This window comes from Rhodanobacter terrae, from assembly GCF_042657005.1.
Classification (GTDB): Bacteria; Pseudomonadota; Gammaproteobacteria; order Xanthomonadales; family Rhodanobacteraceae; genus Rhodanobacter; species Rhodanobacter terrae.
Genome location: NZ_JBHSNG010000015.1, coordinates 16,150 through 32,897, shown reverse-complemented (window position 1 = coordinate 32,897; position 16,748 = coordinate 16,150). Strand labels below are relative to the sequence as shown.

10 protein-coding genes and 1 pseudogene are annotated in these 16,748 nt (G+C 59.0%); all 11 read left to right on the top strand.

The window, feature by feature from the left end; translation table 11 throughout:
• The first annotated feature begins 15 nt into the window (after positions 1-15).
• The 11 genes and pseudogenes from ACFPPB_RS13680 (at position 16) to ACFPPB_RS13630 (ending at position 16,747) form a co-directional block, all read left to right on the top strand.
• Positions 16-5,736: an RHS repeat-associated core domain-containing protein gene (locus tag ACFPPB_RS13680; RefSeq protein WP_377328001.1), complete on the top strand. Its 5,721-nt coding sequence runs from the start codon at positions 16-18 to the stop codon at positions 5,734-5,736.
• A 34-nt stretch (positions 5,737-5,770) separates the two neighbouring features.
• Positions 5,771-6,226, top strand: coding sequence for a hypothetical protein (locus ACFPPB_RS13675; RefSeq protein WP_377327999.1), 456 nt, complete (start codon positions 5,771-5,773; stop codon positions 6,224-6,226).
• 94 nt (positions 6,227-6,320) lie between these two features.
• Positions 6,321-6,647: pseudogene (locus tag ACFPPB_RS13670) on the top strand (integrase core domain-containing protein); the annotation flags it as partial.
• Positions 6,648-7,324: 677 nt separating this feature from the next.
• On the top strand, positions 7,325-8,743 hold the full coding sequence (locus tag ACFPPB_RS13665) for a TIGR03013 family XrtA/PEP-CTERM system glycosyltransferase (RefSeq protein ID WP_377327997.1): 1,419 nt from the start codon (positions 7,325-7,327) through the stop codon (positions 8,741-8,743).
• Positions 8,744-8,762: 19 nt separating this feature from the next.
• A complete protein-coding gene (locus ACFPPB_RS13660; RefSeq protein WP_377327995.1) occupies positions 8,763-9,386 on the top strand; it encodes an XrtA/PEP-CTERM system exopolysaccharide export protein in 624 nt (207 codons plus the stop codon).
• 52 nt (positions 9,387-9,438) lie between these two features.
• Positions 9,439-11,025 (top strand): XrtA system polysaccharide chain length determinant, encoded by a 1,587-nt coding sequence (locus tag ACFPPB_RS13655; protein ID WP_377327993.1) that lies wholly within the window; start codon positions 9,439-9,441, stop codon positions 11,023-11,025.
• On the top strand, positions 11,022-11,921 hold the full coding sequence (locus ACFPPB_RS13650; RefSeq protein ID WP_377327991.1) for a P-loop NTPase: 900 nt from the start codon (positions 11,022-11,024) through the stop codon (positions 11,919-11,921). Before ACFPPB_RS13655 ends, ACFPPB_RS13650 begins: the two co-directional genes overlap by 4 nt.
• A gap of 115 nt (positions 11,922-12,036) precedes the next feature.
• Positions 12,037-13,689, top strand: a complete 1,653-nt coding sequence (locus tag ACFPPB_RS13645; RefSeq protein WP_377327989.1) for a TIGR03016 family PEP-CTERM system-associated outer membrane protein — start codon at positions 12,037-12,039, stop codon at positions 13,687-13,689.
• A gap of 7 nt (positions 13,690-13,696) precedes the next feature.
• Complete coding sequence (locus tag ACFPPB_RS13640) at positions 13,697-14,770, top strand: ExeA family protein (RefSeq protein ID WP_377327987.1); 1,074 nt, start codon at positions 13,697-13,699, stop codon at positions 14,768-14,770.
• On the top strand, positions 14,767-15,699 hold the full coding sequence (locus tag ACFPPB_RS13635; RefSeq protein WP_377327985.1) for an XrtA system polysaccharide deacetylase: 933 nt from the start codon (positions 14,767-14,769) through the stop codon (positions 15,697-15,699). The genes ACFPPB_RS13640 and ACFPPB_RS13635 overlap by 4 nt, the downstream gene beginning before the upstream one ends.
• Entirely contained in the window at positions 15,692-16,747 is a 1,056-nt protein-coding gene (locus tag ACFPPB_RS13630) for a FemAB family XrtA/PEP-CTERM system-associated protein (protein WP_377327983.1), read from the top strand. The genes ACFPPB_RS13635 and ACFPPB_RS13630 overlap by 8 nt, the downstream gene beginning before the upstream one ends.
• Position 16,748 lies beyond the last annotated feature (1 nt).

Below are 16,748 nucleotides of genomic sequence, written 5' to 3'. Positions count from 1 at the left end.
CCAAAAGGATGGGTCATGTTCACAGGCAATACGCTGCTCCGCACAATGCTCGTTGGCGCCTTGGCCTTGGCCGGATCGATGGCGGTGGCCCACGAAGCACCGACCGGCTCTCTCGCACCGCAACGCTATGGCGTCTTCGAGGAACCGCTGATCGCGGCCACGCCTCCTTCCCGTGATGAATCCGTCGCCTTGATGCAGGCCATCGAGGCCTATCGGCATGCGGGCGATGCCGGCCGTACAGTGGCGCTGGAACGGTTCCTGGCGACCCATCCGGACAACCCCTGGCAGGCTTCACTGTGGCTGGACATCGGTTTGGCGGATCGCGCCACGGGCCGCTACAGCGATGCCATCCGCGCCTTCGCTGCCGCCCGGCGGACTGCAGCCTCTTCGGAGGCTCCGGCTCCGCGCCCTGTGGAGCTGCGTGCACTGAGCGAACAACTCGTACTGGAAACCCGTCTCGGTCATCTACAGCAGGTTGTCACGTTGCTTCAGGAAACACAGCGTCTTGGCGCCGTGGCCGAAGACACCGCGGCCGTGGCGATGGCCAAAGAAGGCCTGTGGGATATGCAGCACCATCCGCAGAGTGCCTTCCAGTGCGGCTGGATCGCCTTGACCGCGCTGTGGCGGGCCGAAGGCTTGCCGGCAGTCGGCGCGGCTCCCGTCCAGGCGATGGATTCGCAGCACCCTGGTTACAGCCTGCAACAACTGGTCGACATCGCCGCACAGCACCACCAACCGATGATGGCGATCCTCGCGACGAACAATGCGCCGATTCCGGTGCCGGCCGTGGTGCACTGGAAGAGCGGTCACTTCGCGACCATCCTCGCGCAGGTACACGGGCGCTACGAGGTCGCCGATCCGGTGATGGACGGCAAAGCGTGGCTGTCGGCGGCGGCCATCCGCGCCGAAAGTAGCGGCTATTACCTGGTGCCAAAAACGGCGAGTGCCGCGATCGCGGACTATCGCCCGGTCAGTTCGGCCGTGGCGCAGACCGTGCGTGGTGCGGGCTACACCTTCTCCAACGATCCGCACGGTTTTCCATCGTGTGGCACCGGTAAATGCAGCTGCGGATGCGGTCAGGGCGCCGGTGGATCATCCGGCGGCATGGGTGGTGCTGCGGGCGGCACCGGCGGCAGCACCCCTGGCAGTGGCTCGACGCCCTCGCCGGGCATGCCGACCTACAGCATCAGTCCAATGCTGGTTAGCCTGACCCTGACCGACACACCGTTGAGCTATACGCCGCCCAAAGGGCCGGCGATGGACTTCACGCTGCGTTACAACCAGCTCGACATCGACCAACCGGCCACCTTCACCTACGGCAACCTCGGTCCGAAGTGGACGGACAACTGGCTGAGCTATGTGCAGGATGATCCGTCAGCACCCGGCAGCCGGGTGCTGGTCTACCTGCCGGATGGCCCGGGTCGCCTGTATTCCGGCTTCAACGGTGGCAACGGCACCTTTGCTCCCGAGGTCGAGACGGGCGCTCAACTAGTGGGGGTGTCCAGTTCGCCGGTGGTCTACGAGCGCCGTTTCCCCGACGGTAGCAAGGACGTCTACGCCGCCAGCGACAACAGCGCCTACTATCCGCGCCACATTTTCCTGACCGAACGCATCGACGCGCACGGCAATGCCGTCAAGCTGGCCTATGACAGCCAGTCCCGCCTGACCACGGTGACCGACGCGCTCAACCGAGCCATGACCTTCCACTACGACAGCACCAGCCAGCCGCTGCTGTTGACCAGCGTCAGTGATGCCTTCGGGCGCACTACAGCCTTGACCTACGATGCGGTCGGCCGGCTGAGTAGCATCACTGACGCGATCGGCATGACCTCTAGCGTCGCCTACGATGGCGGCACCTCGATTACGGCACTGACCACGCCCTACGGAACCAGCCATTTCGTGACGGGGCAATCCGGTGTCCAGCGCTGGATCAATATCACAGATGCCGATGGCAACACCTCGCGCATGGAGTTCAACGAGTTGGTGCCAGGAGTACCGTTTAGCGAAAGCCAAGTGCCTAATGGCATCAACGCGTTCAATGCTTATATTAATTCGCGCAATAGCTTCTACTGGGACGCGCAAACCTACAAGCTGTATCCCGGTGATTACAGCAAGGCGGTGATCTACCACTGGAATCACTTGCGAGACGCAGTGACTTCGACAACTTCCGACACACTCGAAAGCATTAAGTATCCGCTGGAAAATCGCATCTGGTACAACCACCCAGGGGATCGGGCTGGTGTGTCGGGAAGTTTGTCGATGCCCTCCGTGCTCGGTCGGGTGCTGCCCGATAGCAGCACTCAGCTGACCCAGAACAGCTACAACGCGCAGGGCAAGCTGACCCGCAGTGTCGATCCCGCCGGCTTGGAAACCGACTACACCTACGCACCCAGCCAGGTCGATGTGGTGCAGATCGACCGTCGCGCCACTGGCGGCTACCACACGGTCGAGAGCTTCACCTACGACAATCAACACGATGTCCTGAGCCATACGGACGAAACGGGCGCCGTCACTCGCCACACCTACAATGCGAATGGCCAGGTACTCTCCACGGCTGATGCGCTGGGCCATGTCACGCAGTACGCCTACGACGCCAACGGCTATCTGGTGTCCAAGACCGACGCCAACGGTCACACCATCACCTACACCTACGATGCCGAAGGGCGCCTGGCCTCGGAGACCGATCCGCTTCATCGCACGACACGGTACAGCTACGACGCACTCGATCGGCTCGTGCACACCGTCTATCCGGATGGCAGCAGTGAGGTCACCACGTGGGACAAGCTCGACAAGGCGGCCTTCCGCGATCGTGACGGCCACACCACGTCCTATGCTTACGACGCCATGCGTCACCTCGTGCGCGAAACCGATCCGTTGGGGAACGCCACGGCCTCTACTTACTACCCGAACGGTTTGCGGGCGACGCGCACCGACGCCAACGGGCACACCACCACATGGCAGCGCGACCTCGAAGGCCGGGTGGTCGCGGTCGTCGAGCCGGGTGGCGCGACGATGCGAACGACTTACGATAGTTCGGATCGACGCAGCAGCGTAACCAATGCGCTGGGCCAGACCACGACGTTCGCCTACGACACGCAGGATCGACTGGTTCGCACCATCGACCCTAATGGCGTGATCATCGACAACACCTACACGCCGCGCGGCTGGCTGGCCGCGCGCACCGTGCACGCCAACGCCAATGGCAGCCCCTCACCGAACGATGCCACCACGACCGTGAGCTACGATGCCGCGGGCGACGTGGTGGCGGTCGCCGATCCCGATGGCGTCAAGACGAGCTTCGTGTTGGATGCGGATCATCGGCGTATCACCACCAACGACGCACTCGGCAACACGCAGCTGCATGATTACGATGCCGTGGGCAATCTCACGACGCAGGCTGACGCCGCCGCCGGCAGCAGCGACCCGAGCTGGCTGCAGTCGTACGAGTACGACGCGGCCAACCAACGGGTGGCAACGATTGATGCCTACAACCGGACCACACGGGTGCGCTACGACCTCAATGGCGCCGTACGCGACACGCGCGATCCGCGCCATATCCACACCCAGACCGACTATGACCCGATGGATCGGCTGCTGCGGACGGTGGAGGGTCGCCGTGGCGACGATGAGCACGATGGCGATCGGGGCGATCACGACGGTGACCGCGATGACCGTGATCACGATGGCGACCATGACCATGGTGGTGATGGTGACCATCACGACGGAAACGTAGCGGTCACGCGCTATCACTACGACGCCGATGGTCGGCTGATCCAAGTGACCGATCCGAACCGTCTGGATACCGTCTATGCCTACGATCCGGTAGGCCAGCTGGTTCGCCAGGACAGTCCGGACACCGGAACCACCACCTACGCCTACGATACCGACGGCAATCGCACCCGCACGGTTGACGCGCGCCAGGTGGAAACGGATCGCAGCTACGATGCGCTGCATCGGGTGGTGACGGTGACTTATCCGTCGAATGCCGCGCTCAATGCCAGCTATTACTACGACGAAGCGCCCAGCGTCACCGGCTGCACGGTGTCCTACCCGGTGGGCCACGTATCGCGGATGATCGACACTTCCGGCACTACCAGCTACTGCTACGACGTGCGCGGCAACCTGATCGCCCAGCACCGCGTCATCGCAGGTACGGCCTATGTCACGAGCTACGCCTATACGTTGGGCAACCGGCTCAGCCAGCTGACCTATCCCAGCGGGGTGATGCTGGCCTACAGCCACGACCTCGACGGTCGCGCCAGCGCGATCAGCGTCCAGGCACCGGGGCAGGCCTCGGCAACCCCGCTCGTGTCCAGCGTCAGCTACCTGCCGTTCGGGCCGGTCAACGCAGTGGTCTTTGGCGACGGCCACCAGTCACTCCAGCGCGGCTACGACCTGAACTACTGGGGCACCGACATCACTGGCCTCGGTCTGAGCCTGCACGTGCGGCGCGATGGCGACGGTAATATCGTGGCTCTGCATCAGGGACGCGAAGTGGGGCCATCGGCCGAACAGCGCTACCGCTATGACTCGCTGCAGCGCTTGACCCACACGACCGGGCCCTTCGGCTGGTTTGGGGACCACTACGCATATAACGCGACGGGTGATCGCTTGGCGAAGGACAGCATGGGGTCGTGGCCAACGCGTTACGACTACCAGCCCGGCACGCATCGGTTGAGTGGTATCGGGCATCCGGGGCAGTGGCACCTGCAGCCGGTGCTCAGCGACGCGGCTGGCAATATTGTGCAGATGCCGCAGGATGGGCAAATATTGACTCTGAACTACGGCGCGAACGACCGGCTGCTGCAGGTGGCGAAGGATGGCCGGGTGGCGGGCGCCTATGTCTACGATGCCAATGGCCGGCGTGCTCAGAAGGTTACCTTTGCTGGCACACAGCAGTTTGTGTACGACAACACTGCGAACTTGCTCGGAAGTTACGAGCCGGCCAGCCAAACTGGGCAGGAATATGTGTGGATGGATGGTGTGCTTGTGGCCACTATAGACATCGCACACTTGAATGGAATGTCCATCCATTACGTAGGAACGGACTTCATGGGGGTGCCACGAAGCGTGATGGACGCGAGAGGATCTCTGGTATGGAGCTGGGACTTCGCGGGTGAAGCATTCGGAGATAGTCGTCCACTGGGATCTTATTCGTTCAACCTGCGCTTTCCGGGGCAGTATCACGACATGGAAAGTGGGCTTAACTACAATGCGCAGCGAGATTACAACCCGTCGACCGGGAGGTATTTGGAAAGCGATCCAACGGGATTGAGAGGAGGAAAAAATACTTATACCTACGCCAATGGGAATCCTTTGTCTTTTGAAGATCCTACCGGGGAGAGTGCGTATGCCGGCGGCCAGAGAACAAGTGGCGCATCGACTATTCTTTGTGATGGCATGGGTGGAATCATGCTTTTTGTGCTCCCGCAAAGCCCATGCTTCGATGATTGCGTCGCAGTGCATGAAAACTCTCACAAACAGGATGTATTGCGCTCGAATCCCACGGTCTGCGTAAACCAGCCGCTTGGAACGGCAATACAAATCGAACCAATATCAGAGGAATATTTCTCAGAGGTTCGGGCCTATAAGTCCCAGCTGGACTGCTTGCGAAAGAAGCTTGCCAAGCTCAAGGACTGTGACAATTGCAAGAAGCCCATTGAGCATGACATTGAGATTCAACAGAAGAGGCTGGACGGATATGAATATTGGCTCAAGACGCACCTCTATCTATAACTTCATCACTCGTCTAGCAATCGTTGGACTGTGCATGTTTCCGCTGGCCGCAATAGGCGGCCAGCGGTTCCAAGTGAGCGCCCGTTCGATTCACGAGATCAATGGCTCCTTGTATCTGAAATTGACAGTTCGCAATTGCTCTGATGTGCGATCTGTGACGCAGCTTGCGGATATGCCTTGGGGTGAGCATGCCATAGGGCTTGTCGTATATGCAGCTGGGTCGCGTGAAGGAGAGGCGCTTCGCCAAGTGACGAAAATTGCCGATTTCCCAGACAAAAACATTGTCTTGCAGTCCGGATCATTAGTTTCGGGCGAAATTAATCTAACTAATATATTCCCTGATCTATTGCGCTATAAAAACTACAAAGACTTAGTATTGTTTTGGGTTTATGACATGAGCTTACTGGAGGGGGGGCGTTCGAATTACGTCGGCGGGATGCTTCCATTCACATCAACAGGTAATGACAAAGAGGTCATCTGTTCGCGATAGTGCCCATGGTCGGCGCCAGCGCCCTGGTCAGTAGTTGCCAGCACAATGGTCAGGCATTGCCGGATTGGGTGGCACCCATTGGCGGAATACGCATCACCATAGCGACCGCGGGTCGCAATATGTCTCCATTCGCTACAGCGAACGCCTAGCCGAGGCCGGCATCGAACCGTCGGTGGGCAGCAAAGGCGACAGCTACGACAACGCGCTCGCAGAGACCATCAACGGCCTCTACAAAGCCGAGCTGATCCACCGCCGAGCACCATGGAAAACCAAGGAAGCTGTGGAGCTTGCCACGCTGGAATGGGTGGCCTGGTTCAACCACCACCGACTCCTCGAACCCATCGGCTATATCCCGCCAGCCGAGGCCGAGGCAAACTACTACCGGCAACTCGCCAGTCAGGCCGCCACGGCGGAAGCCTGACTTAAACCAAACAGCCTCCACGGAACTCGGGGCGGTTCAGTCCAAAAACAATAAAAAAACCCGCCACTTGGCGGGTTTTTTTTATGGTCGTCCTGTGGTGGATGAAGCGGTCCGATTGAATCCAGCGAAAATTGGGGACATGTTTAGGGCACATGAACCAAAGGTACGAATATCTACTTTGGAGATGCCCCCCATGTCCCTGAGCAGCGTCTCAACGGCATCGGTAAAACCTCATCCCGGCAACTGGAACTCTTCGAGGCTCTCGGCATCAAGCAGCGAACCTGATGACCTCTGTTGTGTCATTTTTGTCTATCGCAGGCTAAGCGAATCAATGAGTTATGCGATTAATTGCGGAACTTGGATTGCCGAGGGCCTTTTGCCTGGCTTCACGCTGGTTGCACGGAGATCACAGCAGAGTGTTTGTCTGAATGGCCACGAAAATGAGACGGGGTGTCGTGGTCGGGGTGCTGATCGCAGGCAATGAACCGAAACGCCTAGCGAATAGCAGGTGGCTCGCTCAATCTTGCGGCCGCACTGGGGACCAAAGGGTGAGAAAGTCCGAAAGGCTGCCGGATCCGAAAAAATGTGAACTGGGTCACAATGCCGTGGTATACAGGCTGTCCAGTTTGTGAGTGAGCGGTGCTGATGCGGGATTCATCAGTACGGGAGGCGCAAACATGTTCCGGTTGTTTCGACACAGAGCACTAAGCTGGCAGTTGCTGCTGGTACTGGTGGAGTTTTTACTGCTGGTGGCAAGTGTTTACGCTGCGGTAGGGCTCCGTTTTTGGGGGCATGCCAGTACGCAAGCCGCGTTCGGCCGCGCGTTTCCCTGGCGTGCTTCGCTGGTCGCAATGGTGCTAATTTTCTCAATGGCGTCGCTCGGCTTATACCAAGTTCACCTTCGGGCGGGTTGGCTAGGGCGGTGCAGTCGGCAAGGCGTTGCCTTCTTGCTGGGCGGCATAATACTTACCGTGCTCTATTACGCGGTTCCTCCAACGTATTTGGGCCGCGGGGTTCTTGCCATGGCGTTGCTGCTCGGCTACCTCGTTGTGGCCTTGTGGAGAGTGTTATTCCTGAGTTTTGTCGACGCCGACCTGTTCAAGCGCCGCGTGATGATGTTTGGTGCCGGCGAGCGTGTCGCTGAGTTGATCCGCATGATGCGCCGCAAGAGTGATCAGCGCGGGTTCAAGATCATAGGATACGTGCCGGTCGGTGCCGATCCGGTGTTCATCTCCGCGCCTTTGCTGCTGCACCCTGATCTGCTGCTGCATCCCGACAAGGTCTTGTGCGAATGGGCGACTCGGCTCGGCGTGAATGAAATCGTGGTGGGGCCGGATGACCGTCGCGGGACGTTGCCGGTGGACGCGCTGCTGGAATGCAAGCAGCGTGGCATAGCAGTGACCGAGCTTGCGGAGTTTTTCGAGCGCGAGGCCGGCAAAATCAAGATGGACCCCACCAACCCGTCGTGGTTGGTATTTTCGGATGGCTTCAACATCTCTCCGATGAGACGCACAATCAAGCGCGTCTTCGATGTGCTCATCGCCTTGTTGATACTGCTGCTGACATGGCCGCTCATGCTGCTGACGGCCCTGGCAATTCGGCTGGAGTCAGGGCTTGGCGCGCCGATCCTGTACCAGCAGAAACGGGTCGGTGAACATGGAAAACTCTTCCAAGTAATCAAGTTCCGCAGTATGCGCACCGACGCCGAGCGCAACGGTGTGGCCCGCTGGGCCACCAAGAACGACGACCGGATAACCCGGGTCGGGCATTTCATTCGCAGGGCACGGCTGGACGAGTTGCCGCAGCTCTGGAACGTGCTTCGCGGCGACATGAGCATCATCGGCCCGCGACCGGAGCGGCCGCAGTTCGTGGACGAATTCAATATGCGTATCCGCTACTACGCGTTACGCCATTGCCTGAAGCCGGGTCTGACAGGCTGGGCCCAACTCCGCTACCCCTATGGCTCGTCTCTGGAGGATGCCGAGGAAAAGCTGAAATTTGACCTGTTTTATGTGAAAAACCACAACTTCGTGTTCGATCTGGCCATCCTTGTCCAGACTGTAGAGGTTGTATTGTTCGGTCGCGGCGCGCGCTGAAATTTCGGAGAGCACGGCATTGAAACTGTTATCTCGAAACTACGTCTTCCGTTTGATTGTGGCGGGTGGATTATTGTTGCTTGGTGGTTGCAGCAGCGCACCGATTGTAAATGGCTCGACTGCAGTGCTCCAGCCGGCGGAACGCTACATTATCGGTCCAGGTGATTCGCTGAATATCTTCGTGCGCGATAACCCCAATCTGACCACCACCGTACCTGTGCGTCCGGACGGGCGTATCTCCATCCCCTTGGTACAGTCCATCGAAGCAGCTGGAAAAACTCCAGACCAATTGGCGGGTGACTTGGAGAAGGCCTTGAGCCAATACATCCGTTCTCCGTTGGTGACCGTGATCGTCCAGAGTTTTGTGGGTGCATATAGCCAGCAGATACGTGTGGTCGGACAGGCGACGACGCCCAAGTCCCTGGCATACCGCGACGGTATGACACTGCTTGATGTGATGATCGACGTCGGCGGCCTCACCAAATTTGCCTCCGGCAATAGCGCCAAAATTATCCGTCATCTGCCCAACGGAGAGGAACAGACTATCCCGGCGCGGCTCGGTGATCTGATGAACGGCACGATCAATGACAACGTGGTCATGCGCCCCGGGGATATATTGATCATTCCCGAGTCATTCTTTTAACGCGATGATGACGGGCACACGGCAGCTTCTGGCGATATCGGGAAACAGCGCGATGCAGAACCAATCTTTCGATTTGCATGAAATGTTTCAGTATATGCTGCTGGAGCTACGCGCCGCTTGGCGCTACCGTTGGCATGCGTTGATCGTCGCTTGGTGCGTGATGATCGTGGGGGCGGTGCTGATCTTCAGCATCCCGAACAAGTATGAAGCCAACGCTCTGGTGTATGCCGACACCGACGGATTGACGAATCCGCTACTCAAAGGGGTTGCGGTGCAGCCTGACGTGCATCAGCGCCTGCAAATCATTACTCACACGCTTCTTTCGCGTCCCAATCTTGAGACCGTGGCGGACAAGACCGGTTTGTCCGCGCGCGCCACTACCCCGGCGGATAAGGACGAATTGCTGGTGAAACTCGGCACTGCGGTCCACATCAATGACGCCGGCACAAACAACATCTACACCTTGAGCTATGCCGACCCTGATCGGCAGATGGCACAGAAGGTGGTACAGGCGTTTTTGCAGATACTCATGAATGACACCTTGGGCGCGAATTCTGCTTCTGCCGATACGGCGCAGAATTTCCTGCAACAGCAGGTCCAGGATTACAGTGAAAAGCTGAATGAGGCGGAGAATAATCTCGCGAATTTCCAGAAAGCCAACGTGGGCTTCATTCCCAACCAGGGTGGTAGCAATTATTTCATGCGATTGCAGGCCGCCGAGACCCAGTTGCAGACCTTGCAAGACCAGTACCATACCGCTGTCACCGGCCGCGCGACCACCCAGCAGCAGATGCATGCGATGGCGAGTGGCCCGGCGTCCTCGGGGATCGACCCGCGCACCCAGGAGATTGACAAGCAAATTTCGTCTTACCAGCAGCAGCTCAGCACGCTCTTGCTGAGTTATACCGATCAATATCCGGACGTAATTTCCGCCAAGCGCATGATCGCGCAGCTCCAGAATAGGCGCGAAGCGCTGAAGAATAATGCAGCAGGCACATCGGCGATGGGTGTGATCTCCGACAATCCGGTGTACCAGGAGATGCAAAAATCCCTGTACACCACCCAGGTCCAGATCCAGACGCTGGCCACGCAGATCGACCTGCAGAAAAAGCAGATCGCCGATCTCAAGGGTCAGGCAGGCAGGATCACCAACGTGCAAGCCACCTTGCAGCGCCTGACGCGTAATTACGACACCACCAAGCAGCAGTACGACCAATTGTTGGAGCGTTTGAACACGGCTCAGCTCTCGCAGGACGCGACGCAAAGCGGCAACAATTTGAAATTCCGCGTGGTCAATCCACCGGATGCTCCGTTGCTTCCGGTGAGCCAGAATCGCGGGCTGCTGCTACTGATAGTGTTCGCGCTAGCTGTGGCTATCGGCGGTGGGTTTGCGTACTTTCTGCACAAAATAAAGCCGGTATTTATGAGCCTCAGCGGTCTGCGGCAGTCAAGTGATTATCCGGTACTTGGCGCCGTCAGTCTGATTGTCTCACGGGCCCGACACGCGTCCCTGCGTCGCGAAATGATCGGGTTTTTCGCCGCGGCCGGTCTGCTGCCCTTGTTGCTGTTGCTGGGGTTTGCCTTTAATGGATCCCTTACCCGTCTGGTGCAACATTTCTTTGTCATGGGACCGGTATGAGCATCGTTGAGAAGGCAGCAGAAAAGCTCAAGGCTTTGCGGCCAGAACCGCAAGTGTCGCCACCAACCGCTCCGCAGTTGGACACGAAATCGTCGCACTCGGCGCCGACGGTACAGCGTTTGATGGAACGGGGGCTGGCGGCAGATCAGCCGGCGGAAGCGGCGCCGCTATGGCACGTGGACAAAATGGCGCTCGAGCGGATGGGCTTTCTGCCCGCCCACGGCGACGGTGACGGTGAGCGCCGGCTTGCGGATGAGATGCGCCGTATCAAACGACCATTGCTGGTCAATGTGACCGGAAAAGGCGTCAAAGCGCTGGCTCACGCAGAGCGCATCGTAGTGACCAGCGCGGGGGCCGGCGAAGGCAAGAGCTTTACCGCGATGAATCTCGCCCTGAGCCTGGCACGCGAGCCGGATTTTGAGGTACTCCTGGTAGACGGCGATATAACGAAATCCACCATCACCCGGGCTTTCGGGCTCGACGGACGGCCTGGTCTGATGGATGTGCTGGCGGACGAACGGCGCCAGCCCGCCGAGGTCATCGTGCGTACCGACGTGCTGAATTTGCTGGTGGTGCCGGCGGGGGAGCGTCGCCCGCTCATCGGAGAATTGTTTGGCAGCCGCCGCATGGACGCGGTACTAGAAGGATTGGGTGGGCGGAATCGCCGACGTCTGGTGGTATTTGACTCTGCTCCGCTGCTGGCAACCTCGGAGTCCCAGGTGCTGGCCTCTTACATGGGTCAGGTTGTCGTAGTGGTAGCGGCAGGCCATACCCGTCAGCAGGCGCTCCATGCATCTCTGCAAAGTTTGAGTGACTCGCAATATGTCGGCCTGATTCTCAACATGAGTAACCTGCCAGCGAGCGAAAACCACTACGACTGTGGCTATGGCTACTAGAGACGCGCTGAACAAGTTTGTGCAGACAGGCCGATCCCACCGTGTCGATTTCATAGTCGGTGTCCTGTCCGCAAACCGCCATGCGCGCTGTCCGCGGCTTGCTCGGGCAACCAGCATGTGCCGCGCCATCCCCCTCGTGCACAGCGCTTTGCGGAAGCAAAGCCAGCCGTGCGGGCTTGTTCAGAGTATTCCTGACCTGCAGATCATTGATACGCGGCCTAGATACCGGCTTTCATTGCCGCTGGTACTGCTGTCTTCCGCCATTCTGAGCCATTGGTGGGCTCCTGCATCGGCGCAGGAGATCCCCCCTATGGGGCCGACGACCCCGATGGCGGCTCCCGACCAGCCGGCAGGAAATTCAAATGTGCCGATAGGCACCATCCGGCAACCGACCCTAGCCGATCCCGGATGGGTGGCGGGCATAACCTTGGGCGAGTTGTACACCGATAACCTGAAGCTCGCCGCCTCCAGCATGCCAAAACAATCGAGCTGGATCACCCAGATCCAACCGTTTTTAAAGGCAGCCTACAGTGGTCCCCATTTTTCCGGACTGGTCGACTACAGACTCACCGGATATCTGTACGCGGGCCAATCGCGCTATAACCAGTTGACCCAGAACCTCAGCGCTCAGGGCACACTTACCATTCTTCCGCAGCATTTTTTTGTCGACAGCACCGCACTGTATGGCAGAGAGGTCATCAACAATCAATTATCAGCTGCGCCCGGCAGCTTTTTCCTCAACAATAACAGTGCCAATGTCGCGATCTGGACGCTCAGTCCGTACTGGATTCAGGACCTTGGCAACGTAGGCACCGCGAGCTTGCGTTACAGCTATGGGCGCGTCTTGTACAACACCAGAGGCATACCCGCACAAAATGCAAGCTTGTTGTACGGCATACCGAACATAACAAGCAACGCGTTGCAGTTCAGTCTTGCCAGTCCCAAGGATGAAAGCTGGGGCTGGAACCTTGGGTATTCCGATCAACGTATCGAGCCGGACTTCGGGCGCAGCAGGGACTACGCGGTTGCCAAGCTGGGTGGCTACGTGGAGGTCAGCGACAACACCCGTTTGCTGGCCGATGCGCGCAAGGAAAGCGACTTTCTGCCGGATGGTACGGTGGACAAGCTAGGGGCAAGCTTCTGGGATGCCGGTTTCGCGTGGGCGAACGGTCTGTATAGGCTCAAGGCGATGGTCGGGCACCGGTTTTATGGACGCACTTACGAGTTTTCCTGGGTGCGCACCGCCGCGTTGCTGACGACGACCCTCAGTTATGTGGAACAACCGACCGATATCAACCAGCAATTGCTGGGACAAAATCCGGGCCAAGTCATTACCTCCTCCATCGGCTATTCCAGCCTTCCCTCACTTGGAGTGAGTCAGGTTTACCTCATGAAGCGCGCCACGGCGTCGGCGGATTACGAGATGCCGACCGGCGGGCTGCGCGTGACGCTATACGATGAGCGGCGGACCTATTTGACCCTGAACAATCGCCAGGAAAAAGTTGCAAATGCGAATCTTGACTGGCAGTTCAATATCGGGCCTTCCACCACGCTTACGCCGACCCTTGGCTGGCAGCGGTATCAATTCCAAGATGGCGAAATTCGGTACAACAACTACGAGCAACTAGCGCTCGTGCATCAGTTCAATCCCCGAAATTTCGCCAGTCTGCGGCTGCGCCATGATTCCAGCAACGTGCATTCAGCACTGGCGGGTGCACAGGGATACGGCGCGAACGTGATTTTCCTGCAGTGCACCCACCTTTTCTGAGACTCATATGTATCAGGCTTTCTACAAGCTGGAGGGCAAGCCTTTCCAGTTGACTCCGGATTCGGCGATGCTGTTTCCCAGCAAGGGCCACAAGCGCGCCATGGCCTACCTGCTGTACGGCCTTGAGCAGGGTGAAGGTTTCGTGATGATCACGGGCGCGGTCGGCACCGGCAAGACGCTGCTCATCCAAAGGCTGCTCGAGGAACTCGCGCATCGCAACGTCGCCATGGCAAGTATCGCCTCGGCCAATCTCGGTGGAGAGGACATATTACCGGCTGTGGCTTCGGCGTTTGACCTGCCTTATGAGGGGCGCAGCAAGGAAGCATTGCTGCAGGACTTGAAACAGCACCTCATAGCGTTGTGTGACCGTCATGCGCACGCGCTGCTGGTGGTGGATGAGGCGCAGACGCTTACTCCCGCGGCGTTGGAGATGCTGCGCATCCTGTCGAATCTCGAGCTCAAGGGCCGCGCCCTCCTGCAGATATTTCTCGTTGGCCAGACCGAACTGCGCAGCCTCATCATCAACAACCGTATGGAGCAGTTGCGCCAGCGCGTCATTGCTTCCCACCGGCTCGAGCCGATGGGTGAGGAGGAGAGCCTGGCGTACATCATGCATCGCTTGCACGCGGTTGGCTGGAACCACGATCCGGTACTGGCGCCCGAGATTTTTGACTCCGTTTACCATGCTAGTAGCGGTATCCCTCGTAGAATCAATCTCATCATGGACCGTTTGTTGCTGCACGGTTTTCTGGAAGAACTGCACGATCTCGACCAGAGGGCGCTCACCATCGTGCTGGATGAAATCCGCGACGAGATGCCCGATATGCCGCTAACGCTGGAGGCACCCGCGTTGCCTGATAACTCAGGTCCAACAGATTGCCTCACACCGTCTGCAGAGGAAAGCCAGGTTGCCGCACTGGCGTCAGATGTCAGCGACATCTTCTTGCAGTTGATGCGCGAAACCATCCGAATCCGGAAGGCGATACGCGTCCATCAATCTGTGGTGTCCGCTACGGAAGACACGGTTACCGACGACGCCCCGCGCTTTAGCTCCACCACATCGGGAGACGACGACAAATGAGCGCGGTGTCGGGGCAATCCGCGCCGATTACCAACGCCATGACGGTGGATGTGGAGGACTATTTCCAGGTTGCGGCTTTCGAAAAGTGCATCCGGCGCGAAGACTGGTCGATCTGGCCCGTCCGCGTCGAGGACAATACGCGGCGCGTGCTGGAGCTTTTTCAACGCCACGATGTGCATGCCACTTTCTTCGTGCTTGGCTGGGTGGCCGAACGCTTTCCCGCGCTGGTGCGCGATATCAGCGCTGCCGGCCATGAAGTCGCAAGCCACGGCTTTGGCCACGAACGCTTGATTAACATTAGTCGTACCGAGTTCCGCGATGGCATTGTTCGCACCAAACACCTGCTGGAGGATCTCTCCGGTGCTGTGGTAGCCGGCTACCGCGCTCCCAGTTATTCCATCGGCGCCGCCACGCTGTGGGCCTACGATGAATTGCGAGAGGCCGGTTACCGTTACAGTTCCAGTATTGTCCCCATTCGGCATGACCTGTATGGCATGCCGGCGGCGCCGCGATTTGCTTTCTTTGCCGAGCGTTCCGGATTGCTCGAAATCCCGGTGACCACAGCGCGGCTATGGGGTCGCAACTGGCCTTGTGGCGGCGGAGGTTATTTCCGTCTATTGCCCTATGCGCTGTTCAGGCGAGGCCTGCGTCGCGTCAACCAGCAAGAGCAGCGCCCCGGCGTGTTCTATTTCCATCCGTGGGAGGTGGATCCACAACAGCCGCGGGTGCCCGGCGCAACACTGAAAAACCGGGTGCGTCACTACCTTAACCTGACGCGCACAGCGCCCCGCATTGAACGGCTGGTGTGCGACTTCCGTTTCGACCGCATGGACCGCGTATTTCTTGCCCCCGGACATGCCTCCTATCCGGTGGTGGCGCTGGGGTCCGGGGAGCCATGTGCGCAACAAGGAGGCATTCAGCATGCTTGACGGTGCGGATAACGGACGTCCGGCCAGCCTCGTCAAGCGTCTGGAACGAGCGGACGAACGACGCTGGGATGACTTCGTCGCAGACGCTCCACAGGCCACGTTTTTCCATCTTGTCGCCTGGCGCGGCATCATCGAGCAGGTACTCGGCCACCGCTGCCACTATTTGTACGTGGAATGGGACGGCGCCATCACGGGCGTTTTGCCCATGGCCGAGATACGCAGCCGGCTGTTCGGCCACGCGCTGATTTCGACGCCGTTTTGCGTGTATGGCGGGGTGGTGGCGAGCGACCCGGAAAGCGAAGCGCAACTAACGCAGGCGGCTACAGCACTCGCTGACGAGTTGCGCGTTGATTATCTCGAACTGCGCGACCGCGAGTTGAGCCACCCCGAGTGGCCGGCCAAGGATCTGTACGTCAGCTTCCGCAAGGCGATCGATCCGGACCATGACAAAAACCTCAAGGCGATCCCGCGCAAGCAGCGCGCCATGGTGCGCAAGGGCATTGGCGCTGGCTTGCAGGCGCATCATGACGGCAGCGTCGCCGATTTTTACCGGGTGTACGCCGAGAGTGTGCGTAATCTGGGTACGCCCGTGCTGTCGCGTAACTATTACAAAAGCCTGCAGCAGGTGTTTGGTGAGGACTGCGAAATCACCGTGGTCACCCACGCAGGGAAGCCAGTCGCTGCGGTGATGAGCTTTTACTTCCGTGATGAAGTACATCCTTATTACGGCGGCAGCTTGGCGCATGGCCGCGACCTGGCGGCGAATGACTTCATGTATTGGGCGGTGATGCAGCGCGCGGTGGAGCGCGGTGCCCGGTTGTTCGACTTCGGCCGCAGCAAGCAGGACACCGGTTCATATCACTTCAAGAAGCACTGGGGCTTTGAGCCGCAGCCGCTCTCGTACGCCTACCACTTGGTGCGCGCCAATGCCGTTCCCAATATCAGTCCGACCAACCGCAAATACAGCATGTTCATCGAAGCCTGGAAGCGGTTGCCGCTGCCGGTAAGTTGCGCCTTGGGTCCTTGGTTAGCGCGGGATCTGGGTTAGC